At 65.3% G+C, this 25,235-nt stretch carries 23 protein-coding genes; 9 read left to right on the top strand and 14 right to left on the bottom strand.

Annotated elements, in window-relative coordinates; genetic code table 11:
- The 3 genes from gltB to Q0071_RS17785 form a co-directional block, all read left to right on the top strand.
- Nucleotides 1–3,885: glutamate synthase large subunit (gene gltB / locus Q0071_RS17795; RefSeq protein ID WP_298172700.1), on the top strand; the 3,885-nt coding region annotated here is incomplete at its 5' end.
- An 18-nt stretch (nt 3,886–3,903) separates the two neighbouring features.
- Nucleotides 3,904–5,337 (top strand): glutamate synthase subunit beta, encoded by a 1,434-nt coding sequence (locus Q0071_RS17790; RefSeq protein WP_298172697.1) that lies wholly within the window; start codon nt 3,904–3,906, stop codon nt 5,335–5,337.
- 333 nt (nt 5,338–5,670) lie between these two features.
- A complete protein-coding gene (locus Q0071_RS17785) occupies nt 5,671–6,288 on the top strand; it encodes a ribosome-inactivating family protein (RefSeq protein WP_298172694.1) in 618 nt (205 codons plus the stop codon).
- 165 nt (nt 6,289–6,453) lie between these two features.
- Here Q0071_RS17785 and Q0071_RS17780 read toward each other — a convergent pair whose 3' ends face one another.
- Nucleotides 6,454–7,035, bottom strand: a complete 582-nt coding sequence (locus tag Q0071_RS17780) for a hypothetical protein (RefSeq protein WP_298172691.1) — start codon at nt 7,033–7,035, stop codon at nt 6,454–6,456.
- Between the two features lie 163 nt (nt 7,036–7,198).
- On the opposite strand from Q0071_RS17780, the gene Q0071_RS17775 reads away from it, so the two are divergent.
- Nucleotides 7,199–7,762 carry a TetR/AcrR family transcriptional regulator gene (locus Q0071_RS17775; RefSeq protein ID WP_298172688.1) on the top strand — a complete coding sequence of 188 codons (564 nt, stop codon included), beginning with the start codon at nt 7,199–7,201 and terminating at the stop codon, nt 7,760–7,762.
- Nucleotides 7,763–7,948: 186 nt separating this feature from the next.
- Here Q0071_RS17775 and rimO read toward each other — a convergent pair whose 3' ends face one another.
- Entirely contained in the window at nt 7,949–9,340 is a 1,392-nt protein-coding gene (gene rimO, locus Q0071_RS17770; RefSeq protein ID WP_298172685.1) for a 30S ribosomal protein S12 methylthiotransferase RimO, read from the bottom strand.
- 121 nt (nt 9,341–9,461) lie between these two features.
- Here rimO and Q0071_RS17765 point away from each other — a divergent pair, with 121 nt between their 5' ends.
- Complete coding sequence (locus Q0071_RS17765) at nt 9,462–9,824, top strand: DUF1761 domain-containing protein (RefSeq protein ID WP_298172682.1); 363 nt, start codon at nt 9,462–9,464, stop codon at nt 9,822–9,824.
- On the opposite strand, the gene Q0071_RS17760 is transcribed toward Q0071_RS17765, so the two are convergent.
- The 6 genes from Q0071_RS17760 to Q0071_RS17735 form a co-directional block, all read right to left on the bottom strand.
- Nucleotides 9,814–10,515: a M23 family metallopeptidase gene (locus tag Q0071_RS17760; RefSeq protein WP_298172679.1), complete on the bottom strand. Its 702-nt coding sequence runs from the start codon at nt 10,513–10,515 to the stop codon at nt 9,814–9,816. The two genes, Q0071_RS17765 and Q0071_RS17760, sit on opposite strands and share 11 nt — an antisense overlap.
- On the bottom strand, nt 10,515–11,795 hold the full coding sequence (serS, locus tag Q0071_RS17755) for a serine--tRNA ligase (RefSeq protein WP_298172676.1): 1,281 nt from the start codon (nt 11,793–11,795) through the stop codon (nt 10,515–10,517). The genes Q0071_RS17760 and serS overlap by 1 nt, the downstream gene beginning before the upstream one ends.
- A 49-nt stretch (nt 11,796–11,844) precedes the next feature.
- Nucleotides 11,845–12,024 carry a DUF2892 domain-containing protein gene (locus Q0071_RS17750; protein WP_298172673.1) on the bottom strand — a complete coding sequence of 60 codons (180 nt, stop codon included), beginning with the start codon at nt 12,022–12,024 and terminating at the stop codon, nt 11,845–11,847.
- 207 nt (nt 12,025–12,231) lie between these two features.
- Nucleotides 12,232–12,750, bottom strand: coding sequence for a nuclear transport factor 2 family protein (locus Q0071_RS17745; protein ID WP_298172669.1), 519 nt, complete (start codon nt 12,748–12,750; stop codon nt 12,232–12,234).
- Complete coding sequence (locus tag Q0071_RS17740) at nt 12,747–13,148, bottom strand: antibiotic biosynthesis monooxygenase family protein (RefSeq protein WP_298172666.1); 402 nt, start codon at nt 13,146–13,148, stop codon at nt 12,747–12,749. The genes Q0071_RS17745 and Q0071_RS17740 overlap by 4 nt, the downstream gene beginning before the upstream one ends.
- Nucleotides 13,145–14,467, bottom strand: coding sequence for a cytochrome P450 (locus tag Q0071_RS17735; protein WP_298172663.1), 1,323 nt, complete (start codon nt 14,465–14,467; stop codon nt 13,145–13,147). The genes Q0071_RS17740 and Q0071_RS17735 overlap by 4 nt, the downstream gene beginning before the upstream one ends.
- A 132-nt stretch (nt 14,468–14,599) precedes the next feature.
- Here Q0071_RS17735 and Q0071_RS17730 point away from each other — a divergent pair, with 132 nt between their 5' ends.
- Both Q0071_RS17730 and Q0071_RS17725 read left to right on the top strand, forming a co-directional pair.
- A complete protein-coding gene (locus tag Q0071_RS17730) occupies nt 14,600–15,187 on the top strand; it encodes a carboxymuconolactone decarboxylase family protein (RefSeq protein WP_298172659.1) in 588 nt (195 codons plus the stop codon).
- Nucleotides 15,184–16,458: a cytochrome P450 gene (locus tag Q0071_RS17725; RefSeq protein ID WP_298172654.1), complete on the top strand. Its 1,275-nt coding sequence runs from the start codon at nt 15,184–15,186 to the stop codon at nt 16,456–16,458. The genes Q0071_RS17730 and Q0071_RS17725 overlap by 4 nt, the downstream gene beginning before the upstream one ends.
- A gap of 61 nt (nt 16,459–16,519) precedes the next feature.
- Here Q0071_RS17725 and Q0071_RS17720 read toward each other — a convergent pair whose 3' ends face one another.
- Genes Q0071_RS17720 through Q0071_RS17705 form a run of 4 tightly spaced genes read right to left on the bottom strand, consistent with a single transcriptional unit; the run spans nt 16,520 to nt 19,618 of the window.
- Nucleotides 16,520–18,406, bottom strand: coding sequence for a PQQ-binding-like beta-propeller repeat protein (locus Q0071_RS17720; RefSeq protein WP_298172651.1), 1,887 nt, complete (start codon nt 18,404–18,406; stop codon nt 16,520–16,522).
- A gap of 17 nt (nt 18,407–18,423) precedes the next feature.
- Nucleotides 18,424–18,720 (bottom strand): antibiotic biosynthesis monooxygenase, encoded by a 297-nt coding sequence (locus Q0071_RS17715; protein ID WP_298172648.1) that lies wholly within the window; start codon nt 18,718–18,720, stop codon nt 18,424–18,426.
- An 8-nt stretch (nt 18,721–18,728) separates the two neighbouring features.
- Entirely contained in the window at nt 18,729–19,031 is a 303-nt protein-coding gene (locus tag Q0071_RS17710; RefSeq protein ID WP_298172645.1) for an antibiotic biosynthesis monooxygenase, read from the bottom strand.
- Nucleotides 19,032–19,048: 17 nt separating this feature from the next.
- The gene (locus Q0071_RS17705; protein WP_298172642.1) at nt 19,049–19,618 is read right to left on the bottom strand and encodes a nuclear transport factor 2 family protein; all 570 of its coding nucleotides are present in this window, start codon (nt 19,616–19,618) and stop codon (nt 19,049–19,051) included.
- A gap of 337 nt (nt 19,619–19,955) precedes the next feature.
- Here Q0071_RS17705 and Q0071_RS17700 point away from each other — a divergent pair, with 337 nt between their 5' ends.
- Nucleotides 19,956–22,448, top strand: coding sequence for a TonB-dependent receptor (locus Q0071_RS17700; RefSeq protein WP_298172639.1), 2,493 nt, complete (start codon nt 19,956–19,958; stop codon nt 22,446–22,448).
- Nucleotides 22,449–22,536: 88 nt separating this feature from the next.
- A complete protein-coding gene (locus Q0071_RS17695) occupies nt 22,537–23,880 on the top strand; it encodes an aromatic ring-hydroxylating dioxygenase subunit alpha (RefSeq protein WP_298172634.1) in 1,344 nt (447 codons plus the stop codon).
- A 130-nt stretch (nt 23,881–24,010) separates the two neighbouring features.
- Here Q0071_RS17695 and Q0071_RS17690 read toward each other — a convergent pair whose 3' ends face one another.
- Both Q0071_RS17690 and Q0071_RS17685 read right to left on the bottom strand, forming a co-directional pair.
- On the bottom strand, nt 24,011–24,769 hold the full coding sequence (locus Q0071_RS17690; RefSeq protein WP_298172631.1) for a glucose 1-dehydrogenase: 759 nt from the start codon (nt 24,767–24,769) through the stop codon (nt 24,011–24,013).
- Between the two features lie 28 nt (nt 24,770–24,797).
- Nucleotides 24,798–25,235 (bottom strand): SDR family oxidoreductase (locus tag Q0071_RS17685; RefSeq protein ID WP_298172628.1); only part of this gene is annotated, 438 nt, incomplete at its 5' end.

Genomic DNA, 25,235 nt, shown 5'->3' with positions numbered 1-25,235 from the left:
TTCATCGCCCACAACGGCGAGATCAACACCGTGCGCGGCAACGTCAACTGGATGAACGCGCGCCGCCGCACCATGGAATCGGAGCTGCTCGGCCCCGATCTCGACAAGATGTGGCCGCTCATTCCGCACGGCCAGTCAGACACCGCCAGCCTCGACAACGCGCTCGAGCTGCTGCTCGCGGGCGGCTACAGCCTCGCCCACGCGGTGATGATGCTGATACCGGAGGCCTGGGCCGGCAATCCGCTGATGGATGCCAAGCGCCGCGCCTTCTATGAATACCATGCCGCACTGATGGAGCCGTGGGACGGCCCCGCCGCGGTCGCCTTCACCGATGGCCGCCAGATCGGCGCCACGCTTGATCGCAACGGTCTGCGCCCCGCGCGTTTTTCGATCACGCGTGACGATCTCGTCTGCATGGCGTCCGAAAGCGGTGTGCTGCCGTTCCGTGAGGAAGACATCGTGCGCAAGTGGCGGCTCCAGCCCGGCCGCATGCTGCTGATCGACCTCGAAGAAGGCCGCATCATCGAGGACGAGGAAATCAAGGCCCGCCTCGCCAGCGACGAACCCTACGAGGAGTGGCTTGCCGCCGCGCAGTACAAGCTCAAGGAGCTCGCCGTGGTCGAGCCCGAGGAAGGCGAACTGCCCGAGCCGACTTCGTCCTTGTTGGACCGCCAGCAGGCGTTCGGCTACACGCAGGAAGACATTTCCCGGTTCCTCGAACCGATGGCGACGACCGGCGATGATCCGCTGGGCTCGATGGGCACCGATACGCCCATCGCCGTCCTCTCGGACCGTTCGCGCCTGCTGTTCGATTACTTCAAGCAGAACTTTGCGCAGGTCACCAACCCGCCGATCGATCCGATCCGCGAGGAACTGGTCATGAGCCTCGTCTCGATGATCGGCCCGCGCCCGAACCTGCTCGGCCACGATGCCGGCACGCACAAGCGTCTGGAAGTCGATCAGCCGATCCTCACCAACGCCGATATCGCCAAGATCCGCTCGGTCGAAGCCGCACTCGACGGTGCCTTCCGCACCGAAACAATCGACACGACCTGGGACGCCGCCAGCGGCGCTGCCGGTCTCGAAATGGCGATCAAGGAAATGTGCTGGGCCGCCACCGAAGCGGTGCTGGCGGACAAGAACATCCTGATCCTGTCCGACCGCGCGCAGGATGCGGGCCGCATCGCGATGCCCGCGCTGCTGGCCACTGCCGCCGTCCACCACCACCTCGTCCGCCAGGGCCTGCGCATGCAGACCGGCCTCGTCGTGGAAACCGGTGAAGCGCGCGAAGTGCACCACTTCTGCGTCCTCGCGGGTTATGGCGCGGAAGCGATCAACCCCTATCTCGCGTTCGAGACGCTGGAATCGATCCGCGTTTCCCGCGAACTGCCGCTCTCGGCTTACGAGGTCGAAAAGAACTACATCAAGGCCATCGACAAGGGCATCCTCAAGGTCATGTCCAAGATGGGCATCTCGACCTACCAGTCCTATTGCGGCGCGCAGATCTTCGATGCGGTCGGCCTCAGCTCAGCCTTCATCGACAAGTACTTCACCGGCACCGCCACGATGATCGAAGGCGTCGGCCTCACCGAAATCGCCGAAGAGACGGTGCGCCGCCACGCGGTCGCCTATGGTGACAGCCCGGTCTACCGCAAGATGCTCGATGTTGGCGGCATGTACCAGCTGCGCCTGCGCGGCGAGGAACACGCGTGGACGGCGGAAAACGTCGCCGCCCTCCAGCACGCGGTGCGCGGCAATGTGCCCGAAAAGTATCGCGACTTCGCGCAGTCGATCAACGATCAGTCCGCGCGCATGCTCACCATTCGCGGCCTGCTCGATTTCAAGCCCGCGAACGATCCCGTGCCGCTCGACGAGGTCGAATCCGCCAGCGACATCGTGAAGCGCTTCGCCACCGGCGCGATGTCGTTCGGCTCGATCAGCCGTGAGGCGCACACCACGCTCGCCGTCGCGATGAACCGCATTGGCGGCAAGTCCAACACCGGCGAAGGCGGCGAGGAGCCGGATCGGTTCGTGCCGCTGCCCAACGGCGATTCGATGCGCTCGGCGATCAAGCAGGTCGCCTCGGGCCGCTTCGGCGTCACCACCGAATACCTCGTCAATGCCGACGACATCCAGATCAAGATGGCCCAGGGCGCCAAGCCCGGCGAAGGCGGCCAGCTGCCGGGTGACAAGGTCGACAAGGTGATCGGCAAGACCCGCCACTCAACGCCCGGTGTCGGCCTGATCTCGCCGCCGCCGCACCACGATATCTATTCGATCGAGGATCTGGCCCAGCTGATCCACGACCTCAAGAACGTGAACGGCAAGGCGCGCGTCTCGGTCAAGCTCGTCTCCGAAGTTGGCGTCGGCACGGTCGCGGCGGGCGTTTCGAAGTGCAAGGCGGACCACGTCACGATCTCGGGCTACGAAGGCGGCACCGGCGCCTCGCCGCTCACCTCGCTCACCCACGCAGGGAGCCCGTGGGAAATCGGTCTCGCCGAAACCCAGCAGACGCTGCTGCTCAACAACCTGCGCAGCCGCATCGCGGTGCAGGCCGATGGCGGGTTGCGCACCGGGCGCGACGTTGCGGTCGCCGCGCTCCTCGGCGCGGACGAGTTCGGCTTTGCCACCGCCCCGCTCATCGCGGCGGGCTGCATCATGATGCGCAAGTGCCACCTCAACACCTGCCCGGTCGGCGTCGCCACGCAGGATCCGGTGCTGCGCGCGCGCTTCACCGGCCAGCCCGAGCATGTGATCAACTACTTCTTCTTCGTCGCGGAAGAGCTGCGCGCCATCATGGCTGAGCTCGGCTTCCGCACCGTCGGTGAAATGGTCGGCCGCGTCGATTGCCTCGATACCCGCGCCGCGATCACGCACTGGAAGGCGCGCGGCATCGATCTGTCGCGCCTCCTCCACCGCGTCGAACCCGCAGCCGGCACCACGCTCGGCTGGAGCGGCACGCAGGACCACGGTCTCGACGCTGCGCTCGACAACGTGCTGATCGCCGCTGCAGAGCCCGCGCTGGAACGCGGCGAGGCAGTGCGCATCGAAAGCAAGGTGCGCAACGTCAACCGCACCGTCGGCGCCATGCTCTCGGGCGAAGTGGCCAAGCGCCACGGCCACCGCGGCCTCCCCTCTGGCACGATCCACGTCACGCTCTCCGGCGTTGCGGGCCAGTCGTTCGGCGCGTTCCTCGCCCACGGCGTCACGCTCGATCTCACCGGCGATGCCAACGACTATGTCGGCAAGGGCCTCTCCGGCGGCCGCGTCATCGTCCGCCCGCCTTCGCATGTGGACCGCGCCGCGAACGAGAACATCATCGTCGGCAACACTGTGCTCTACGGCGCCATCGCGGGTGAGGCCTATTTCAACGGCGTCGCGGGCGAACGCTTCGCCGTGCGCAATTCGGGCGCCGTCGCGGTGGTCGAAGGCACCGGCGATCACGGCTGCGAATACATGACTGGCGGCGTGGTCGTCGTGCTCGGCAACACGGGGCGCAATTTCGCCGCGGGCATGTCGGGCGGTGTCGCCTATGTCTATGATCCGGAAGGCCGTTTCGCCCCGCTGTGCAATCCGGCTATGGTCGATCTTACCCCCGTCTCGGCCGAGCGCGACGAGGATGAAGGCACCGGCAGGCCCCAGCAGCGCGGCGTGGACGTGACCGATTTCGGCATGGGCGATATGCTCCGCCACGACGCAGAGCGCCTGCGCATCCTCGTCGAGCGCCATCACCTCCACACCGGCAGCAAGCACGCCCGCGCGCTGCTCGATAACTGGGCGGAGGCGCTGCCGCACTTCGTCAAGGTCATGCCGCGCGATTATGCCCGCGCGCTGCGCCAGCTCGAAGCCGAGCGCGCCGCAGCCGCCAGCGTAGCCGCAGAATAATCCTAGGGTATCAAGAACATGGGCAAGGCAACCGGCTTCCTCGAAATCGATCGCAAGGATCGTTCCTACGACGCACCGCAGGAGCGTCTGAAGCACTACCGCGAGTTCGTCATCCCGCATGACGACAGCACGCTTAAGGGCCAGGCGGCGCGCTGCATGAATTGCGGCATTCCGTACTGTCACAACGGCTGCCCGGTGAACAACCAGATCCCGGACTGGAACCACCTCGTCTACGAGAACGACTGGCGCACCGCGCTCGACAATCTCCACTCGACCAACAACTTCCCCGAATTCACCGGCCGCATCTGCCCCGCCCCGTGCGAAGCAGCGTGCACGCTCAACCTCGTTGACCAGCCCGTCACCATCAAGTCGATCGAATGCGCCATCGTCGACAAGGGCTGGAAGGAAGGCTGGGTCGAACCGCAGGTTCCCGCGCAGAAGACCGGCAAGTCCGTCGCCGTCGTCGGCTCCGGCCCCGCTGGCCTCGCCTGCGCGCAGCAGCTCGCGCGCGCCGGGCACTCGGTCACCGTGTTCGAAAAGTCGGACCGCGTCGGCGGCCTGCTCCGCTACGGCATCCCCGATTTCAAGCTCGAAAAGCACCTCATCAATCGCCGCCTCGTGCAGATGATGGCCGAAGGCGTCGAATTCCGCACCTCGGTCGAAGTCGGCGTCACCGTCTCGGTCGCCAGCCTGCTCGAAAACTTCGACAAGGTCGTCCTTGCTGGCGGCGCCGAAGATCCGCGCCCCATCGGCATCCCCGGCTTCGAACTCCCCGGCGTGCGCTACGCCATGGAATTCCTCACCCAGCAGAACAAGCGCGTCGCCGGAGACGATGAAATCCGCGCCGCCCCGCGCGGCTCGCTCGTCGCCACCGGCAAGCACGTCGTCGTCATCGGCGGCGGTGACACGGGGTCAGACTGCGTCGGCACCTCCAACCGCCAGGGCGCGCTCTCGGTCACCCAGCTCGAAATCATGCCGCGCCCGCCCGAAAAGGAAGACAAGGCGCTCACCTGGCCCAACTGGCCTCTCAAGCTGCGCACCTCCTCCAGCCACGAAGAAGGCGTCGAGCGCGAATTCGCCGTCCTCACCAAGCGCGTGCTGGGTGAAAACGACGTGTCCGGCCTCGAATGCGTCCGCGTCGAGTGGAAGAACGGCAAGATGGAAGAAGTGCCCGATAGCACCTTCGTCATCCCCGCCGATCTCATCTTCCTCGCCATGGGCTTCACCGGCCCGCGCAAGCAGGGCCTGCTCGAACAGTCCGGCGTCGAACTCGATGCGCGCGGCAACGTGAAGGCCAACACCGCCGACTACCACACCAGCCACGAACGCATCTTCACCTGCGGTGATATGCGCCGCGGCCAGAGCCTCGTCGTCTGGGCCATCCGCGAAGGCCGCCAATGCGCCCGCGCCGTGGACGAAGCCCTGATGGGCGTGACCGAACTCCCGCGCTGAGCCATTGATCCTCCCCATTTTTGCGAAGCACAAATGGGGAGGTGGCAGCGCGAAGCGCTGACGGAGGGGTAATTCAACCTCCGGCGGGCAAGGGCCATCGCCCTTGCATCCCGTCACCCTGTCAGCACCATCCCCACGCTAACCGCCCCGCATTCCCGCCCGCGCGCCGCAGCTTGTCCGCCATTCCGCAGCCTGTTTTTGCCATGACAGCCCGCGCCGGGGCTGATAATCAAGCCACACATTACTAACGGGTTCGCGCAACATCAGCGGTCATCCAGCGGCTCCGGCTCCACGGAGCGCTCGCTGTTTGTGCCAAGCGGGAGCTCGTTCGCCATGCCAGACCTTCGTCTCGATACCTACCCGCAAGACATGAAGGCGCTTGCGCTGCTCGTGACCGATGCCAGCACGGTGCCCGGCGGCCACCGGGTGCAACGCGTGGCCTCCACCGCAATGGTCGATATCAATGTCGTCGCCACTGGCGCGGCGCAGATCACGATGCTGGTCAAGGAATCAGGGCTCTATTGCAAGGGGTTCCGCAACGGCAACGGAACCTTCTACTTCAAGGACGAGAACAACGGCGCCAACGAGCTTCGCTTCGGGTGCAGCTATGTCGGCAGCAACAGCTTGGGCATTTTTACCGATGGGGGCACCGACACCGCCAAGAAACCGCGCGCGAAAAAGGACATCGTCCAATCGGTGACGACCCTCGCCGCCTTCGCGGGCGGCAACGATCTGCACCTCAAGGAACACCTCGCAACAATGGTGTTCTGCGTATCGGAAGTGATCCGCTTCACGATCGTCTATGATCGCATCGTCGAGGTGTGCAAAGGCGCCGGCGCAACCTTCAGCTTCCGCGACCTGCGCGCCTACGTCCAGAACTGGTCGGAACTGTCGAGCGGTGGACGCGTAGCCGGCACGACGCCCAACAAAGTCTTCACGTCACACGGTTGACGAAACCCGCTCCGCTCCCGGCAGGCGCTCTGTTCGGTTTGCAGGTCCTGAAAGTGGAGCCTCCGGCGGGCAAGGGCCAGAGCCCTACACATTGCGCCAGCGTCCTTTGTTCTCGGCCTTATGCGGATCACGCGAGGTTGCGAGCAGCATGCTGCCAGCCCGCGTTCAAGCCACTCCGCCAGCCACCCGCCGCGCCCGCCATGCCGCGATCCGCACCCCCAGCGCCGCGAGTAGCAGCGGCACCACTGTCAGGCCCAGCGAGCGCAGTTCGGGTTCAGCCAGCATCGAGGCGTAGCCGGCAAGGTAGTAGAGGAACACGATCTGCACGCCCGCCGTGTGCAGGCGGTGCCACCATTGGCCCATTTGCTTCATCGAACCGGGGTTCGATGAGAAGGCCATCAGATAGATGAAGACATAGCCCACGATCCCGGCAGCAGGCTGCGGTGGGCTGCCGGGTTGGGCGATATAGTTGAATACGGCGACCAGATGCACCGTGTGCGTCAGCGCGAAGCTGAGGCCGAGCGAGCGGCGATTGCGGCTGAGCCATGTCGTCCAGATCCCGGGCCACAGGCGGTGGAGCGAGGAGGCGGTGTAGATCAGCAGCACCAGCGGCACGCCGACGCGCGCGGTGAACCGCACCATGTAGAGTGCGCGCTGCAGAGGATCGTGCCCCAGCCATTGGCCGAGCAGCACCGCCGCGGCACTGGCGGCAATCGCATAAAGAAACGGTTCGATCCGAAGGCGCATGGCGGACCTTTCGAGCGGGAGCGGATGAGGCGGGTACCGAATCAGTCCAGATAATCTCTAAAACCGTCTATATAGACGGTATAGGGAATCGGCCAGCTTTTTCCCACCGGCGTTGATCCCGCCGCACTCGTGGTTATGGTGCGCGCTTAGGCAAGGAACGATCATGGCAGATAGCCCCATGCGGAAAGGCCCCGGCGCGCGGCGCGAAGCTGTGCTCGATGCGGCGGAGGCGCTAGTGCTCGATACCGGGGCGGCGCACCTCACCATGGATGCGGTTGCTGCGCGCGCCGGGGTGAGCAAGGGCGGAGTGCTTCACCATTTTCCCACCAAGCGGCACCTGATCGAGGCGATGCTGGATCGGCTGCTGGCGGTGTTCGAGGCGGATTCTGTGGTGGTCGAGCGGATCGCCGGCCCCGGTCTCAAGGCGCAGATCCACGGTTGGATACGTCTGGCCGAAACGCCCGATCCCAAGGTCGAAGGCATGGCTGCCGCGCTGCTTTCCGCAGCGGCGAACGAGCCTGAGCTGCTTTCGCCCTTCGGCGGCATGATGCAGCAGCGCCTAGCCCAGCACCGCGCCCACCCGGACTATGCACTGGCCCTCGCGGTCCGCACCGCGCTGGATGGCTACTGGCTGTGCAATGCCCTGCGCATGGGGCCCTTCACGCCGGCGGACCACACCGCATTCTTCGCGATGCTCCACACCCTTGCGGACGGGATCGGGGACTGACCGGGGAACGAATAACAGACACGCGCGTCAGATATAAACCGCTGTCCTACAGGTAGGCACCTGCGGCATGGTCCTCGGATGGTCATGCCAATGCCTCGCTTGTCCAACGATTCCCGCACGTTCCGGCGCAGAGGGGCGGGTCTGCCGAGGCCTCCCGAGTTTTCACTCAGGACTGTGTCAACCGTGTCAACTTGCGGGCAAAATCACGCCGAACAGGTCGTGCGCGTCGGCGTCTTCCACCAGCACTTCGGCGAAGTCGCCGGCCTTCAGGCCCTCGGGCACGTTGCGCAGGTAAACCGCGCCGTCGATTTCGGGGGCGTCGGCTTGGCTGCGCGCGGTGGCGCCCACGTCGCCGTCTTCGTCGGGGTCGCCAACTTCGTCGATGATCACGCGGACGGTGCGGCCCACTTTGGCGGCGAGCTTGGCGGCGCTGATCGCTTCGGTTTTCGCCATGATCCGGGCGTAGCGTTCTTCCTTGACCTCCTCCGGCACCGGATCGGGCAGGTCGTTGGCGGCGGCGCCGGCCACGGGTTCGAAGCGGAAGGCGCCGACGCGGTCGAGCTGGGCTTCATCCAGCCAGTCGAGCAGGTACTGGAAGTCCGCCTCGGTCTCCCCGGGGAAGCCGACGACGAAGCTGGAGCGGATGGTGATGTCCGGGCAGATCGCGCGCCATGCTTTCAGGCGTTCGAGCACCTTGGCCTCGTTGGCGGGGCGCTTCATGCGCTTGAGCACGCTGGGGCTGGCGTGCTGGAACGGGATGTCGAGGTAGGGCGTCAGCAGCCCCTCCGCCATCAGCGGGATGACGGCATCGACGTGGGGGTAGGGGTAGACATAGTGCAGCCGCACCCACGGTGTGTGGCCGTCCGGCGTGCGCAGCTGGCCGAGTTCGCGGGCGAGGTCGGTCATGTGGGTGCGGACCTCGCGGCCCTTCCACTGGCGCGTTTCGTGGCGGACATCGACGCCGTAGGCCGAAGTGTCCTGGCTGATGACGAGCAGTTCGCGGGTCCCGGCGGCGACGAGCTTCTCGGCCTCGCGCAGCACGGCATCGATGCGGCGGCTGGCGAGTTTGCCGCGCAGGCTCGGGATGATGCAGAAGGCGCAGGCGTGGTTGCAGCCCTCGGAAATTTTCAGATAGCTGTAGTGGCGCGGGGTGAGCTTGACGTCGCCCGGATCGGCCTGCGGGATCAGGTCGACATACGGCCCCATCGAGGGCGGCGCGGCTTCGTGGACGGCTTCGACGACGGCTTCATACTGGTGCGCGCCCGTCACGGCGAGGACGCTGGGGAAGCGGGCGCGGATCGCTTCGGCTTCGTTGCCCATGCACCCGGTCACGATCACGCGGCCGTTCTCGGCGATGGCTTCGCCGATCGCGGCGAGGCTTTCTTCCTTGGCGCTGTCGAGGAACCCGCAAGTGTTGACGAGGACGACATCTGCCCCGGCATAGTCCGCGCTCATGGCATAGCCATCGGCGCGCAGGCGGGTGAGGATGCGTTCGCTGTCGACGAGCGCCTTGGGGCAGCCGAGGCTGACCATGCCGACTTTGGGGGCGTCCGGAAGGATGATGGGTGTGGTGGCCATGGCGGGGGCGCTTACGCGATATTTGGCGGCGCGTCACGGGTCCGCGCACTTTCCCCATTTCCCGCTCACCCTGAACTTGTCGAAGGGTGTAGGACGCGGCGCTGCAGCCAAGGAGAATGCAATGGGTCCGGTAAACTGGGTGGCGGTGGTTGCGGCGGCACTGGCCGCGCTGGTGTTCGGGCTCATCTGGCACGGCCCGGCGGCGCGGCGGCCAGCGCAGGTGGTGCTGGCGGGCGCGCTGCTGCTGCTGACGGCCTCCATGATGGGGCACATGTTCGCCCGCGTCGGCGCGGCGACATTGGCGGTGAAGCCTTGGCTTTACTTCATGATGTCGGGCGGGCTGGCGCTCGCTTTCGTGGCGCCCGCACTGGCGATTGGCGAGGCGCGGGCCGGGGCTTCGGCGGGAAAAGTGGTCCGGGGCGCGGCGTTCTGGATCGCCAGCTACCTGCTGATGGGCCTCGTGTTCTTTCTGTTCAAAGCCTGATCGGAAGATACAGCGCCGGGTTGCGCGGGGACGTGCCCTTGCGCAGTTCGAAGTGAAGGCCAGGGCGCTTGGCCTCGCCGCTCTTGCCGATGCGGGCGATGATCTGGCGGGCCTTGACCGTCTGGCCTTCCTTGACGCGGACCTGCCCGAGGTAGGCATAGGCAGTGACCCAGCTGCCGCCGTGGTCGATCAGGATCAGCTGGCCGAAGCGCTCGGGCTCGGTCCCGGCGAAGACAACCCTGCCGGCGGCGGCGGCGTGGACGGTCATCCCGGCGAAGGCGGCAAGATCGATGCCGTTGTTGGGCAGGCCCTTGACCGGGGCGCCGAATTTCGCGGTGACCGCGCCGGAGGTGGGCCAGGCGAGGCGCGGAGCGCCGGCCTCGCGGCTGGCAGGCGGCGGTGCGGGTTTGCGGGCCGGGGCGGAGGGCGGGTTGGCGCGCCGGGGCGTGCTATCCGTAGCGGGCCGCTTGAGCACTTGCCCGACGCGCAGGATATAGGGCGCGCGCAGATGGTTGGCGGCGGCGAGCGCTTCTATGCTGACGCCCATGCGCTGCGCAATCACGCTGAAGCTGTCACCCGCCCGGACGGTGTAGGGCCCCGCGCTATCGAGCAGGTTTTCGGGCTGGGCTTGTGCGGAAGGGCTTGCTGCCAGAAGCAGCAGTGCCGCCGCAACCAGCCGGAGCCGCGCCATCAGCCGAGCGGGACGAGGCGGGTCACGCCGCCCATGTAGGGCTTGAGCACCTCGGGCACCTCGACCGTGCCATCGCCCTGCTGGTAGTTTTCCAGCACCGCGACGAGCGTGCGACCGACGGCGAGGCCGGAACCATTGAGCGTGTGGACGAACTCGGTCCCCTTCGCGCCCTCGGGCCGGTAGCGCGCGTTCATGCGGCGGGCCTGGAAATCGCCGCAGTTGGAACAGGAGCTGATTTCCCGGAACGCCCCCTGCCCGGGCAGCCAGACTTCGAGATCGTAGGTCCGCTGCGCGGTGAAGCCCATGTCGCCCGCGCAGAGCAGCATCTTGCGGTAGGGGAGCTCGAGCGCCTGCAGGATCGATTCTGCGGCTTCGGTCATGCGTTCGTGCTCGGCGTCCGAATCCTCGGGCCGCGCGATAGAGACGAGCTCGACCTTTTCGAACTGGTGCTGGCGGATGAACCCGCGCGTATCACGCCCCGCCGCGCCTGCTTCGGAGCGGAAGCAAGGGGTGAGCGCGGTGAGGCGCAAGGGGAGGGCGCTATCGGCGAGGATCTGGCCGAGGACAGAGTTGGTGAGGCTGACTTCGGCGGTGGGGATCAGCCAGCGGCCATCGGTCGTCTTGAACAAGTCCTCGGAAAACTTGGGAAGCTGGCCGGTTCCGAACGCGGCTTCGTCCTTCACCATGAGCGGCGGGTTGCATTCGGTATAGCCGTTCTCAGCCGTCTGGCGATCAAGCATGAACTGCGCCAGCGCGCGGTGGAGGCGGGCCATCTGGCCGCGCAGGAAGGTGAAGCGTGCGCCTGCAATGAGGGCGCCGGTTTCGAAATCGAGGCCGAGCGGCGGGCCGAGATCGGCGTGTTCCTTCGGCTGAAACTCGAAGCTGCGCGCCGTGCCCCAGCGGCTGACTTCGACGTTGCCGGCTTCATCCTCACCTTCCGGAACATCGGCGGCGGGGAGATTGGGGTGGGCTGCAAGCGCGGCGTTGAGCTCGGCGGTGAGGCGGCGCTCGTCTTCTTCCAGCGCGGGGAGCGCGGTCTTGAGTTCGGCGACTTCGGCCTTGAGCGCTTCCGCCGCGTCCTTGTCGCCCTTGCCCATGGCGGCGCCGATGGCCTTCGAGGCCTCGTTGCGGCGGGCCTGCGCTTCCTGCATCCGCGTGGCGACATCGCGCCGGGCGGTATCGAGCGCGAGGATCGCTGCCGACTGCGGGGCAACGCCGCGGCGGGCGAGGGCGGTGTCGAACCCGGCGGGGTTCTCGCGGATCAGGCGGATGTCATGCATGGTCCGGGCGCTATGCCGTTTGCCAGCGCCCGGAGCAAGTGTGTGGCGATCAGGTGTGCAGGCCGAGCGCGCTGTAGAGCGGGCAAACGCCGGCAAAGGCGGTCACGATCGGCACGATGGCCACAAGCGCGATCAGGGGGTGGCCGAGGATCAGGCTGAACACGATGATCATGGCGGCGAGCAGCAGACGGATCACTTGGTCGACATCGCCGACATTGCTCTGGAACATGGGTCAGGTCCTCCACTTGGCTTGGTGTGGAGGGTTTATGCCTGCCCGAGAGGGGGCGGACATTGATGCGGATCAAAGGGGGTGGCTTCTCAATCCATCCTTTCGTCATTGCGAGCGTAGCGAAGCAATCCAGAGCGGAAGCGCATCACCGCTCTGGATTGCTTCGTCGCTGCGCTCCTCGCAATGACGAAGGGTGGGCCTTGGGCTTTACAGCGCCCGGTACTGCGGATGGCCGCCTTGCAGCACTTCGAGGATCGGCAGCGGGAAGGCCGCGTTTGGATCGAACACCGGTTGATCGGGGATCGGGTGCGACCAATCGAGCACGTAATCGCGGCGTGATATCCGCCATTCGCTGCCGCGCTTTTCAAAGGCATCGAGATAGCGCCCGCCGTAGAGTGTGCCGGCGTAAGTGCCGTCTTCGCCCTGCCGTGCCCCGGCGGTGAGGCCGTAGGTTTCGACTTCGGCGTGGGCGGCGCTGGTGAAGCGGATCGCCGGGGTATTGAGGAAGTGCCAGCGCCGCGCGCTGCGGCGTTCGATGGCCATGACGACGGGGAGGAAATCGGCGGCGCTGCCCTTGAAGAAGCCGTAGTCGATGGCGGCGTCGGGCCAGAAGCAACTCGCCTGCCCCTCATCATCGAGCCAGTCTAGCGTGCGCGAATAGCGTGCGAGGACGTCGGCGATGGCATCCTTGGCGAGGAGCTCGTCCAGCGACGTCGCAGCGCTCATGCGCGGCCGCTCCACCATGCTGGAATGGTGATCGGGAAGCGTTCCTGCGCCGTCTTGAGGTCGGCGTCGGCATCGGCGGGGAGCGGCGCATCGATCGTGGCGGGGAGGCCGCCGCCGGAGCCCTTGACCGGATCGACATATTCGAGGCGGATGTCTTCCAGCACGGCGGCGAAATCGTGGCCTTCATGGTGCGGGGACATCTGGTGGCGATAGAAGGCCACCTTGTCGTCGAACGAGAGCAGGCAATAGTAGAGGTTCGGCGCCTCGCCCTTCCAGTATTCGTAGCGCTTCACGCCGGTTTCGGTGCTCCACGTCTGGTGGATCATGTCGGCCATGATCTCTTCCCATTGGGCTTCCGAGCCGGGCTTGATCTTGATGTGCGCGAGAAGGGTGGTCATTGGACAGGCTCCCTTTGGAAAGTGCAGTGAAGCGCAAGCGTGCCGAGCATGATGCCCGGCTGGTGCAGGAAAGTGTTGCCGGGGGCGTAGTCGAGCGCTGCCAGTCGGTCGCACAGGCGGTTCCAGGCGATTGTCTGCTCGAGCCGCGAGAGGCCGGTGCCGGGGCAGACGCGCGGGCCGGCGGAGAACGCGAGGTGGCGGGTGACGGCGGCGCGGTCGAGCTTGAGGTCGAGCGGGTCGTCGAATTCGTCGGGATCGATGTTGGCTGCGCCCCAGCGCAGGTGGAGCGTTGAGCCGGCCGGAACCTCGACACCCTGGAAGACCTCGTCCTGCGAAGTGATGCGGGTGGAGAGGCCCTGCGTGGGGGAGCGCAGGCGCATGCCTTCCTCGGTGAAGGGGCGGATAAGTCCGCGGTCGGCCTTGAGTTTTGCGAAGAGGTCAGGGCGCTCGATCAGGAGTTGGGCCTGCTCGACAAGCGCGTACTGCGTGGTCTCCAGTCCGCCGATGACCATGGCGTAGACGATGCCGTCGATCTCGTCGTCGGTGAGCTTGCGGTCCAAGGCCTCGTAGTGGACCTGCGTGAGGTAGCTGATCATGTCCTCGCCCGGATCGGCGCGGCGGCGGCGGACGTGATCGCGGACGTAGTCGGAGAAACCGGCGAGCAGGCGGAACTTCTCGGCGCTCTGCTCGGGGGTGAGCACGTTGTTGTGTCCGCAGCCGTGGACATAGGACATGACTTGCGCATTGCCCCAGATCTCGAGGTCCTTCACATCCTCCAGCGGGAAGCCGAGCACGCTGGCCATTGTGCGCTGGGGCAGGGGGCGGGCGAAATCGGCGACGAAATCAAATTGCTCGCCGCTTATCCATGCGTCGATCAGGGCATCGACATGGCCGGTGATCATCGCCTCGTGCCGCTTTGCGCCGGGGCCGACCCACGGATCGGTTAACTGCTGGCGGTGGGCACGCCACAGTTCGGGATTGGGGCGCAGCGATGCGATGGATTTCACCATGGCATCGATATCGGGCATCGCGCGGACCGAGGCGGGATCGGCCTTGCGCGCTTCGAGGAGGAGTGACAGCGTGGGCGGATAGCGATCCCAATCGCGCACAACGCGGGCGATATCCTCGTACTTGGAGAGGATGAAGGCGTCGCGGTCGGGCGTCATCCCTTCGCCGGGGAGGCGCAGCACCGGGGCTTCGGCATGGAGGATGGCATAAGCCTCGTACCAGTGCTCGGCCGCGCCGGGGGCAAACAGATCCACATCTGCCAGCGCGTGCGGGCAGCCCACCGGGCTGAGGTCGTGATTGACGTGGCGCATGGCCTCTCTCCCCTGGCTCTATTCAAATCGCCAGTTGTTGTTGGGGGGATGGTGCATGACCAATGCGTGGTCTGCCATGCTCACTTTTGCCATGATCACCAGATGGCAGCGCTGGACGGAAGGGACTGCACCATGACCCGCGTCGCCAAGATTGCCCCCGAGGATTGGGATCCGCGCCTGCGCGCGGCGATGAAGCCGGAAGACCGCACCGAGATCGAGCAGGGGATGATCCGTTTCCTCGCCCATTGTCCCGATCAGGTGCTGGGCATGATGCAGTTTGCCGGAGCGCTGAAAGTCCATCGCCAGCTGCCGGAAAAGCTGGTGGAGCTGGTGCGGCTGCGGGTGGCGTTCTTCAACCAGTGCCGCAGCTGTATGGCGATCCGCTATACCGATGCGCTGGAAGATGGGGTGACGGAGGACCTCGTCTGCTCGCTGGAGCGGCCGCAGGAAGCGGAGAACCTGACCCCGGCGGAGAAGGCGGCGATCCGTTTTGGCGAGGCGATGGCGACCGACCATCTGCGCATCGATGAGGCGATGTATGCCGATCTGCGCAAGCATTTCAGCGAGTCGGAGATTGTCGAACTCGGCATGACTTGCGCGTTTTTCGTCGGTTTCGGGCGGCTCGCGGCAACGCTGCACATGGTGGAAGAACTGCCCGATGCGTTCCGCCGCGAAGGACCGGTTGCGCCCTGGGGCGAGGAACGGGTGGTTGTGCGATGAGTGATGGTGCGGACGAGCTGGGGATCAACCTGTTCGACCCGGCGGTGCAGCAATGCCCCTATGACGCCTATCGCACGCTCAGGGATCAGGCCCCGGCCTATCGCCAGCCGGGCACCAACATGTATGTGGTGACGCGCTATGAGGACGTGCGGCGGGTGCTGCTCGATTCCGAGACGTTTCCGAGCAGCCCCAAGAGCATCGGGTTGCAGACGCTCTCTGCCAATGTCGAACGGCAGAAGAAGGTGGTCGAGCGCTTCAAGGAGCGCGGCTGGCTGCCCGAGCCGACCTTGAGCGGGCGCGATGATCCCAACCACAAGCAGATGCGTGCCATGTTCAACGAGGCGTTCAAGCCGAGCCGGATCAAGGAAATCGATCCGCTGGTGGAAACGCTGGCCTACGAGCTGATCGATGGCTTCGTGGCGGATGGGCGCTGCGAATGGGTCAGCCAGTTCTGCGTGCCGCTGCCGCTCTATATCATCGGCGAGCAGATGGGCGCACGCCGCGAGGACATGTGGAAGATCAAGCGCTGGACCGACGCGTTCTTCAAGCGCATCTCGATGATGCTGCCCGAAGAAGACGAGATCGAGATGGTCGACCGCGAGATCGAGGCGCAGCATTATTTCCAGCCGATCTTCGAGCGGCTGCGCGACAAGCCTGATGACTCGCTGATCAGCGTGCTGGTCAACACCGTGATCGAGGGCTGGGGGCGGCCGCTGAGCGACAACGAGCTGCATGCCGAGATGATGGCGGATACCTTCGTCGGCGGCAGCGAGACGACGACCAATGCGCTGGCGGCGGGGATGAAGCTGCTGATCGAGAACAAGGACGTCTGGCACAAGCTGAAGTCCGATCCCGAGCGCTATATGAAGACCTTCGTGGAAGAAGTGGTCCGGCTGGAATCGCCGGTGCAGAGCCTGATGCGGTTCTGCGCGAAGGACACCGAGCTGGAGGGCACGGTAATCCCCAAGGGCGCGCTGGTGAACGTGCGTTTTGCCGCCGCCAACCGGGATGAGCGGGTGTTCGAATGCCCCGAGAAACTCGATCTCGACCGGCCCAAGGCGGGCGCGCACATGGGCTTTGGCTCTGGCACGCACCATTGCCTCGGCGCGCCACTGGCCCGGCGGGAGCTCGCGTGGGGCTTTCAGGCGGTGGTCGACCGGTTCGAGGATATGCATTTCGCTGACGGGGCGAACGACTTTTCGGTCCACCCGCACTTCCTGCTGCGCAGTTTGAAGGCGCTGCATATCGAGTTCGAGGTGAAGAAGCCTTAAGCTACGCACAAAAAAGGGGGCTGGCGGTGTGTGCCGCCAGCCCCCTTTTTGCGTCTGCCGCTTACTTCGCGGCTTCGAACACCATCAGCGCGTTGCCGGGGGCGTGGCTGTACATGCCGTAGCCAGAGTTCACGAAGACCTTGCCTTTCCACACGGCAGCACCGGGGCCGCTCATAGAGCCGCCTTTGGCGGTCTGGCCGCCGATCGCGGGCATGGGCTGGGTGGTGTCGTATTGCCACAGGATCGCGCCCGAATCGGCATCATAGGCGCGCAGCATGCCATCGAGGTGGCCGCCGAAGACGACGCCGGGGATGCTGGTGACGGCGGCCGAAATGCCCGGATCGCAGAACTTGCGGCCGTTGCAATTGTCGGGTGCGCGGGCCTGCCAGATCACGTTGCCGGTAGCGGCATCGAGCGCGTGGAGCCCTGCGCCGCGGATCGCGGGATCGTAGAGGCGCGCGTCGCCGGTATCGGCCATGTCGTTGATGGGGACGAATACGCGGTTGCCCTCTGCCGACATGCCGAAGTGGACGCCGCCCTGCGTGCCGCCGTGGCCAAGCCGGGTCATCCACTTGACCTTGCCGCTATCGGGATCGAGGCCCCAGGCTTGGCCGGACTTCTGGCCGATGACGAGCATCTTCGCGCCGGTACCGGTATCGATGAGAAGCGGCGAGGCGGCGACATCATAGTCAGGCCCGCCTTCCTTGGGGCATGAGCCGAGGCCCATCATGCAGCCGACGTTCCAGGCGTCGCCGAGGGTGAGCTGGGTGTGCCAGACGCGCGCGCCGGTGCGGGCATCGACCGCGAAGATCGCATCGGAGCCATCGTCGGCGGGGGTGGAATAGTTCTCGCCCGAGCCGAAGTAGACGCGGTTCGTCGCGGCGTCATAGGTCGGGCTGTTCCACACGGGTGCGCCGGAGGGGCCGAGGATCTGCGTGCCGTCGACGGTCTTGCCCTGCGGCACCGGCTGCCCGGCGGTGTAGGCGCGCCATTTTTCAGCGCCTGTTTCCGGATCGACCGCAACGACCGAGCCGCGGAAGGTGCAGCACGGATAGGCCGGGTTGCCCGCCTGCACGACCTCAAGCGAAGATACCGGCACATAGAGCAGCCCGCCGCCCAAGGTGGGCGTGCCGGTGATCGTGGCATCGGCATGATCGCTCATCTTGCTGGCCCAGAGCTCCTTGCCGGTCATGGCATCGAGCGCGTGGACCTTGCCGAGGAGGTCGCCGAAATAGAGCCGCTTGGTCGAAGCTTCGGCCACGATCGCGGTGCGCACTTCGGCGCTGAGCCGCGTGGTCCATTTGGTGCAGCCGGTGTCCGGATCGAAGGCATAGACGGTGCCGTCCTGGCTGCCGACGAAGAGCGTTCCCCAACTTATCGTGGGCTGCGAGCGGATGTGGGTCGCGGCCGGATAGGCAAATGCCCACTTGAGTTTCAGCTTGGGCACATCGGCCTTGGCAAGGCCGGCGATCCCGGCGGGGATGAAGCGGCGGTTGTCATGCCCCCAGCCGATATCGGCCGGCACGTCCGTCATGTCGAACCTGGCGGCGGCGCCCTTGCAGCGCGGCGGCGGGGCGGGGCGCTGGTAGGAGGCGTAGGGCGTGCGGGTAAGATACTCGGCGACCTGGATCTTTTCCGCCGGGGTGAGGCTCGCGGCCTGCTGGCGCATAACGCCGCTGGTCATTGCGGTGACGATCGCATCGGGCGCAAGCATCGCGAGGAAGCCGGGCGAGGGCGCCTTGGGCACGCCGCCGAGATGGCACATCGCGCAGGCCCGTTCGAAGATCGGGCGGCCCGGTGCGGTTTCGGGATTGATCGAGGGGCCGGCACGGGAATTCATGTCTTCGGTCGACTTGATCCGTTGGGGCGTGGCCGCGTTGAGGCCGGCGGCGAGTGCCAGCGCGGTGAGGCCGGAAAGGACCGCGACGCGGCTGGATTTGAACAGCATGGTGTGAGACCCCAATCTCAATCGAGCGAACGGTAGAACGAAAGCTTCATGTCTTCGGCGAGGCAGGCGAGGACGGGCGGCACCAGCCGGTCGTGGAAATCGATGTGCATGTGCGTCTCGAACGCCGCATCGTCGCGGAAGGTGGCGACACACTGGAACAGGTCCGGGTCTTCTTCTGATTGGAACAGTTCGTAGACCAGCGCGCCCGGTTCGTGCTCGAACACCAGCTTCTTGAGCTCGGTCTGGAGCGCGATCAGCTCATCCCGTTTTTCCGGCTTGGTGCGCAGCTGCGCGATGAAGCTTTTTGCAGTCATGGTGTCAGTCAGCCTTGGGCAACGGGTTCGAGATCGTAGAGCAGTTCGCGCGTGTAGGAGCCGTCCATGCAGGCGATCATCCGCTCGATCAGCGGTTGGTTGTGGGGGTACGCCCCGTGGGCCTTGTCCGCTTCCTCATCCGTGAAGCGTTCGTAGACCGCGAACATGCCCGGCTCCGCAAGCCGATAGAACTGATAGGAGAGGGTGCCGGGCTCACCGGGCGCGAGCGCTTCCATCTCTTTGGCGAGCGCGATGAATTCGGCTTCCTTGTCGGCGCGGATGCGGAAGCGGGAAAGGAAGGAAAAGGCCATTGGGGGTCCTTCGGGGTTCAGGCCTTGCGGGCCTGTTCATAGGAAATCCAGCTGGGCAGCCGCTCGGGGTAGTCGGCCAGCTTCGGCTCGGCATAGGCGTGGTTGCGATCAGGCCGGGCGAGGATGCCGGGGTAGGCTTCCACCGGCACGTAGTAGAGAAAGCCGATCACGCGCTCGGCAAACTTCCAGCCTGCGGGCGTCTTGCGGTAGCGATCATCGTAGCGGATCGCGGCGACCATCATCCGGCCATGACGCATCAATTCGGCATGGCCGGCGACGCGGCCGGTGGCGGTCTCGTCGTCCACGAAATCGATCTGGATATCGTGCATCACGTGGTGGCCGGGGCCGAGCACCGCGAAGCGGCCATCGAACTGCGCCATGATCGCATCGGGCCCGGCCGCGTACATCACCCCGTCGTGCGAGCGCAGCACGGCATCATCGGCAAACAGCGCGCGTACCGAATCGGTGCGGCGATCATCGATATCGAAGCTGTAGCGCGCGACGAGTTGGCGGATCTGCGATTCGGCTTCCAGCCGCGCGATGCGCTTTTCCAGATCGGCCCCTGGGCTCGCCTCAAGATCAGGCATGCAGCTGTGCTTTCTCTCCCGCAGACCGCTTCGCGCGGCCCTGCTTTGTGATCATGATACCGGGCCTTGGCCTGAAAACAATCATGAATGTTTGGAGGCTGCCGCCGCGTGCATATCTGATCCGTGGATTGCAGTCTGGGCGCGGCGGGTCGGCGCAGATGCGCCGTTTGCTGCGCTGGACGCGGGGGCATTCGCGAGGTGCGGGGCAAATCGCGCAGGTGCTCCCGAAGGGCATCCCGCCTCTTTAAAAAAACATACATGTCTGCTTGCAAAATACGCCCCGGAGTCTATCCTTGAGCCCACACCGCACACGAATGCGGGGCATGAGGAGATGGGGATGGCACTGAGGGACCTTCGCTGGTCGGCGGCATTTGGCGCAATGGCTGCAGCGATGCTGGCAACGCCGGCTCTGGCAAATGATGAGGCTCAGGCGGCGCAGCCGCAAGCAGGCCAGGCGCAGTCCAGCGCCGATGACATGGCAAGCGATCGACTGGGCGAAATCGTGGTGACGGCAACGCGGCGCAGCTCGAACCTGCAGCGCACCCCGGTCGCGGTCTCTGCGGTCGATGCCAACCTGATCCGCCAGTCGAGCCCACGCGATATCGGTGATCTCGCCGCCTTCGTGCCGAACTTCTCGGCGAACACGATCACCAACTTCAATGCCGCCTCGTTCGCGATGCGCGGTGTCGGCCAGACCTCGATCATCGTTTACTTCGAGCCGCCGGTCGCGGTGCTCGTGGACGACTTCGTGGTGCCTTCGGTGCAGACCCAGCTGCTCGACACGTTCGACATTGCGCAAGTGGAAGTCCTGCGCGGTCCGCAGGGCACGCTGTTCGGCAAGAACACCACCGGCGGCGCGGTGACGGTGCGCACCAAGCGTCCCGAGCTCGGTGTCGTTGGCGTCGACGGCCGCGTCGAGATCGGTTCGTTCGGCTCGAAGCGTCTGCAACTCGCTGCCAACGTGCCGATCTTCGACAACATGGCGCTGCGCATCGTGGCCGGCGCCGAGAAGTCGGACGGCTATTACAAGAACGGCGCCTGCTACGGCCCGGTCGGCGGTCTGCCGACGAGCAATTTCTTCGGCCAGACGGGCTGCCTCGATGGCAAGTCCGCCGGCGGCAAGGATGTGGTCAACCTGCGCGGCAAGCTGCTGTGGGAGCCGACCAGCCGCCTGCACATCCTCGCGCAGTATGAATGGCTGCGCGACCGTTCGCAGACGGTACCCTCGGTCAACGAGAACTACCTGTACAAGGGTACGGGCGGCTTCGCCACCGACGCGCTTGGTACGATCCGCCAGAACCCCGCCAGCAGCGATCCGCTCGACAATGCGGCGGTGACATATCGCCAGGACGGCCTGATCAAGATGAAGAACGGCCAGCGGATTTCCGTGGACGGCTTCTATCTGAATGCCGACTACGATCTCGATTTCGGCAAGCTGACTTCGGTTACCGGCTGGCGCCGCCAGCTTTCGCGCATTCCGAACTCCTATGCCGGCGCTGCGCCGATCGGAAAGGATGGCACGCCGCTGTCGTTCTTCGATGCGACGCGTGACGACAATCGCAAGACCTTCCAGCAGGAACTGCGCTTTGCCACCAACACCGGCACTGCATTCGATGCGGTGATCGGCGGGTTCTACCAGCGTGAGACGGTGGATTTCTGCGTTGCGCAGATCCTCGGCTTCCTCGATCTGACGGCAGGGCCGCTGCCCTTCGGCAACTGGAACGACACGCCCTACATCCTGTGCAACGCGCAGCGCTCCAATTCCAAGGCGGTCTTCGCCGAGGGCACCTACAAGATCACGCCCGAACTCTCGCTGACCGGCGGCGTGCGCTATACTTGGGAAAACAAGACCTGGTATGGCCGCAACCAGGCGTTCATCCCGCAGCTTGGCGGTGGTTTCGATCCCACGATCAAGATCAACGAGGCGCTGGATGCGAGCGTGTTCAAGTTCCCGGCCAATGTGGTGACGGTGAACAACAAGTCGAACAAGCCGACCTGGCGCATCACGCTTGGCTATCAGGCAACGCCGGATATCTACGCCTATGCGAACTACTCGCGCGGCTTCAAGAGCGGCGGGTTCAACGACCAGATCGGCGGCTTCGCGGCCTTCGCGACCGACCTCGACGCCTTCCGTGAAGCGGCGCGCGCCACGCGCCCGGAAACGGCGGATTCGTTCGAAGCTGGCATCAAGACCGAGCTGTGGGATCACCGCCTGCGCTTCAACCTCACCGGCTTCTACGTGAAGTACAAGGATCTGCAGAAGCAGCTCAACGTGCCGATCGTGGTCAATGGCAACCCGAACCAGGTCACGCTGTTCGTCAACGCGGCGAGCGCCACGGTCAAGGGCATCGAGGCGGAAGCGACCGCACGCCTGTTCAAGGGCTTCACCCTGCGCGGCGTGCTCGGCTACCAGAACGGCAAGTACAACCAGTACACCGCCGCCGGCGCTGGCTACAACCTCGCCGACGCACCGCTGGACCGCGCGCCGGAATGGCAGTGGACGATCGACGGTGCCTATGAAGTGCCGCTCGGTTCGAACTACAAGATCATCGCCAACGCTTCGGCGGCCTATACGGCGAAGAACCTCAACACACAGTCGATCACCGATATCGACGGCAACACCTTCCTTAACGCGCGTACGCTGGTGAACGCCTCGCTCACGCTCTCGCAGATCGACGACAAGTACTACGTCAAGGCCATCGGCCGGAACCTGACGGACGAGCGCTACCGGATCGCCTCGCAGAACGTGGCGGGCCTGTGGCTCAATTCCAACTTCGGCGCGCCGCGCTACTTCGGCGTCGAAGTCGGCGTGAAGTTCCGCGGTCCCTGAGCAGGGAACATGCGGCAAGACTGAAAAGCCTGCGGGCCGTCGTGTGGGGAAACCCGGCGGCGGCCCGCAATCATGATCGGGAACGACAATGAACGCCTTGGACCTCTGGGATATTCACACCGGCAAGCGCTTTCCCTTCGATGCGCGAGCACCGCGGATCGATAACGGCACCGCCCGCCCGGCGCCGGACCGCTATGTGAGCCCCGCCTACGCCGCAGAGGAATGGGACAAGGTGTTCGCGAAAAGCTGGCTGCTGGCCGGTCCGCTCTCTGACATTCCCGAGCCGGGCGACTTCATGAAGTTCGATGTGGGGCCGGAGAGCTTCATCGTGGTGCGCGATGATGATGGTACGGTCCGCGCGCACTACAACGTGTGCCCGCACCGGGGCAGCCAGCTCGTCAGCGCCGATCTCGGTTCCGTCGGCCAGTTCACCTGCCCGTTCCACTCGTGGCAGTTCGCGCTTGACGGCAAGTGCACCGCGATCACCGATGAAGAGACCTTCCGGCCGGAAGTGCTGTGCCACGGCACGGATCTCTCGTCGGTGCGCTGCGAAGTAGCTGCGGGCTTCGTGTTCGTGTCGATGGACCCGGAGATCAAGCCGCTCGCCGAGTTTCTGGGGCCGATCCTGCCGCAGCTCGAGCTCTACGAGATCGACCAGATGTACGTGGTGCAGCATCGCCGGTCGGACTGGGGATCGAACTGGAAGGGCGGGGTGGATGCTTTCGCCGAGATCTATCACCTCCACGCCGTCCATCCGCAGACGCAGTGCCTGATGGATGATCGCACCCAGATCGATTTGTGGCCGGGCGGGCTCAGCCGCCAGTTCGTACCCTTTGCGCAGCCGAGTCCGCGCTTCCCCGATCAGGAAAGCGTCAATCCCGGCATCCAGATGATGCTGCGCGATGCAGGCATCGACCCCGAAAGCTACGAAGGCTCCGCGCGCGAGACCCGCACCGCCGTGCAGCAAGCCAAGCGCAAGCGGTCCGACGAGCTGGGGCTGCGCTACGAGCGGTTCAGCGACAGCCAGCTTTCGGACTCCGTGGTCTACTCGGTGTTTCCGAACGTGCAGATCGGCTGCCATCCTGAAGCGGTGTTCCTCCACCGCTTCCTGCCGCATCCCACCGATCCGAACCAGTTCACCTACGACACGATCATCCTCTACCGCCATGTCGATGCGCCCGGCTACTCAGCCCCGGCGTGGATGGGGATGGGCGAGGATGTCGATCTTTCGGGCCGCACCCGCCCAGATGTGATCCACACCAAGCTGGGCGAGCCGCCCTGCCTTGGCGAAGTGCTCGATCAGGACAGCGACTTGCTGCCGGTGGTGCAGAAGGGCGCGCGTTCGCGCGGGTTCAAGGGGCCGCTGTGGAGCGAGCAGGAAGGGCGGCTGCGGCACTTCCATGCCGAGCTGGATAGGATGATGGGGGCTTGAGGGCCACGTTGGTTTTTGCGGCTCTGGACCCCCGCCTGCGCGAGGGTGACGAGTTTCAGGGTTTCGTCATTCCTGCCTCACCCCTCGTCATTCCCGCGAAGGCGGGAATCCAGAGCAGCATGCGCAGCCCTCAGAATGGCCGGATCGTCAGCCCGTTGTCGATCACCAGTTCGGCGCCAGTGATGTAGCGGCTTTCGTCGCTTGCGAGGAATACCACGAGCGCAGCGACATCCTTGGGGTGGCCGGGCGAGCCATGTGGCAGCACGCCATCGGGGATGTCCTTCGCCTCGCCCGGGCGACCCTCGGCTTGCTGGACCATCGGCGTCTCGATCGCGCCGGGGTGGATGGAGTTGCAGCGGATCTTGTAGCCCTTGACCTGCGCCATCACCGCGACCGACTTGCTCATCGAACGGACCGCGCCCTTCGCAGCGGAATAGGCGAAGAAGATCGGATAGCCGAGCAGCGCGCCGACCGATGACATGTTGATGATCGAGCCGCCGCCGCTCTTGTTCATCAAGGGAATCGCGTGCTTCATGCCAAGGAACACGCCGTCGATCATGATCGCGTTGACCCAGCGGAACTTGTCGAGGCTGGTGTCCTCGACATCGGCATTGAGCACGACGCCGGCATTGTTGACCAGCACATGCAGCCCGCCGAAGCGCTCTTCGGTTGCGGCATAGGCGGCAATCCACTGCGCTTCGTCGGCAACATCGAGCGCCAGCGCCATGGCATTATCGCCGATGCGATCCGCAACAGCCTGCGCGGCGGCGAGGTTCACGTCGGTGACGACGACCTTTGCGCCCTCGGCGGCGAGCGCCTCGCAGTCAGCCGCGCCCAATCCCGATCCGCCGCCGGTGACCAGTGCCACCTTGCCTTCAAGCCGGCTCATATTCGCTCTCCTGTCTTGCCCGCGCGGTTCAGGCCGCGCCGTCTTCCGAGAAATAGTCCGGCATTCCGGCCGGCCAGATCACGCCCCATTGCGCCTGCCCGCCATCGATGATCATGAGATCACCGTTGATGAAGCGCCCGGCAGGGCTGGCGAGATAGGCGATCGCCTCTGCCACATCCCAGGCATTGCCGCGCATCTTCAAGGGGTTGGCCTTGTGGAAGCGGGCGAGCGCTTCTTCCGGATACATGCGGAAACCCTCGGTCTCGATCACGCCGGGGCCGATGCAGTTGACACGGATATTGTGGGGTGCCCACTCGGTGGCGACCGTCTTCGAAAGGTAGATCACCCCCGCGCGCGCGGCGCAGGTGTGCGCGGCCTGCGGCATGCCGCGCTCGACATTGGCGACGATGTTGATGACATGGCCGGGCTTGCCATCCGCGCGCCAGCGCTTGGCGGCTTCCTGCAT

This window comes from Novosphingobium sp. (genome assembly GCF_027486195.1).
Taxonomy (GTDB): domain Bacteria; phylum Pseudomonadota; class Alphaproteobacteria; order Sphingomonadales; family Sphingomonadaceae; genus Novosphingobium.
This window is presented reverse-complemented; position numbering and strand designations above follow the sequence as displayed.

Excerpts from the sequence above, each read along its gene's own strand:
- Q0071_RS17790 (WP_298172697.1), top strand. The coding sequence starts at position 3,904 with ATGGGCAAGGCAACCGGCTTCCTCGAAATCGATCGCAAGGATCGTTCC.
- Q0071_RS17785 (WP_298172694.1), top strand. The coding sequence starts at position 5,671 with ATGCCAGACCTTCGTCTCGATACCTACCCGCAAGACATGAAGGCGCTT.
- Q0071_RS17780 (WP_298172691.1), bottom strand. The coding sequence starts at position 7,035 with ATGCGCCTTCGGATCGAACCGTTTCTTTATGCGATTGCCGCCAGTGCC.
- Q0071_RS17775 (WP_298172688.1), top strand. The coding sequence starts at position 7,199 with ATGGCAGATAGCCCCATGCGGAAAGGCCCCGGCGCGCGGCGCGAAGCT.
- rimO (WP_298172685.1), bottom strand. The coding sequence starts at position 9,340 with ATGGCCACCACACCCATCATCCTTCCGGACGCCCCCAAAGTCGGCATG.
- Q0071_RS17765 (WP_298172682.1), top strand. The coding sequence starts at position 9,462 with ATGGGTCCGGTAAACTGGGTGGCGGTGGTTGCGGCGGCACTGGCCGCG.
- Q0071_RS17760 (WP_298172679.1), bottom strand. The coding sequence starts at position 10,515 with ATGGCGCGGCTCCGGCTGGTTGCGGCGGCACTGCTGCTTCTGGCAGCA.
- serS (WP_298172676.1), bottom strand. The coding sequence starts at position 11,795 with ATGCATGACATCCGCCTGATCCGCGAGAACCCCGCCGGGTTCGACACC.
- Q0071_RS17750 (WP_298172673.1), bottom strand. The coding sequence starts at position 12,024 with ATGTTCCAGAGCAATGTCGGCGATGTCGACCAAGTGATCCGTCTGCTG.
- Q0071_RS17745 (WP_298172669.1), bottom strand. The coding sequence starts at position 12,750 with ATGAGCGCTGCGACGTCGCTGGACGAGCTCCTCGCCAAGGATGCCATC.
- Q0071_RS17740 (WP_298172666.1), bottom strand. The coding sequence starts at position 13,148 with ATGACCACCCTTCTCGCGCACATCAAGATCAAGCCCGGCTCGGAAGCC.
- Q0071_RS17735 (WP_298172663.1), bottom strand. The coding sequence starts at position 14,467 with ATGCGCCACGTCAATCACGACCTCAGCCCGGTGGGCTGCCCGCACGCG.
- Q0071_RS17730 (WP_298172659.1), top strand. The coding sequence starts at position 14,600 with ATGACCCGCGTCGCCAAGATTGCCCCCGAGGATTGGGATCCGCGCCTG.
- Q0071_RS17725 (WP_298172654.1), top strand. The coding sequence starts at position 15,184 with ATGAGTGATGGTGCGGACGAGCTGGGGATCAACCTGTTCGACCCGGCG.
- Q0071_RS17720 (WP_298172651.1), bottom strand. The coding sequence starts at position 18,406 with ATGCTGTTCAAATCCAGCCGCGTCGCGGTCCTTTCCGGCCTCACCGCG.
- Q0071_RS17715 (WP_298172648.1), bottom strand. The coding sequence starts at position 18,720 with ATGACTGCAAAAAGCTTCATCGCGCAGCTGCGCACCAAGCCGGAAAAA.
- Q0071_RS17710 (WP_298172645.1), bottom strand. The coding sequence starts at position 19,031 with ATGGCCTTTTCCTTCCTTTCCCGCTTCCGCATCCGCGCCGACAAGGAA.
- Q0071_RS17705 (WP_298172642.1), bottom strand. The coding sequence starts at position 19,618 with ATGCCTGATCTTGAGGCGAGCCCAGGGGCCGATCTGGAAAAGCGCATC.
- Q0071_RS17700 (WP_298172639.1), top strand. The coding sequence starts at position 19,956 with ATGGCACTGAGGGACCTTCGCTGGTCGGCGGCATTTGGCGCAATGGCT.
- Q0071_RS17695 (WP_298172634.1), top strand. The coding sequence starts at position 22,537 with ATGAACGCCTTGGACCTCTGGGATATTCACACCGGCAAGCGCTTTCCC.
- Q0071_RS17690 (WP_298172631.1), bottom strand. The coding sequence starts at position 24,769 with ATGAGCCGGCTTGAAGGCAAGGTGGCACTGGTCACCGGCGGCGGATCG.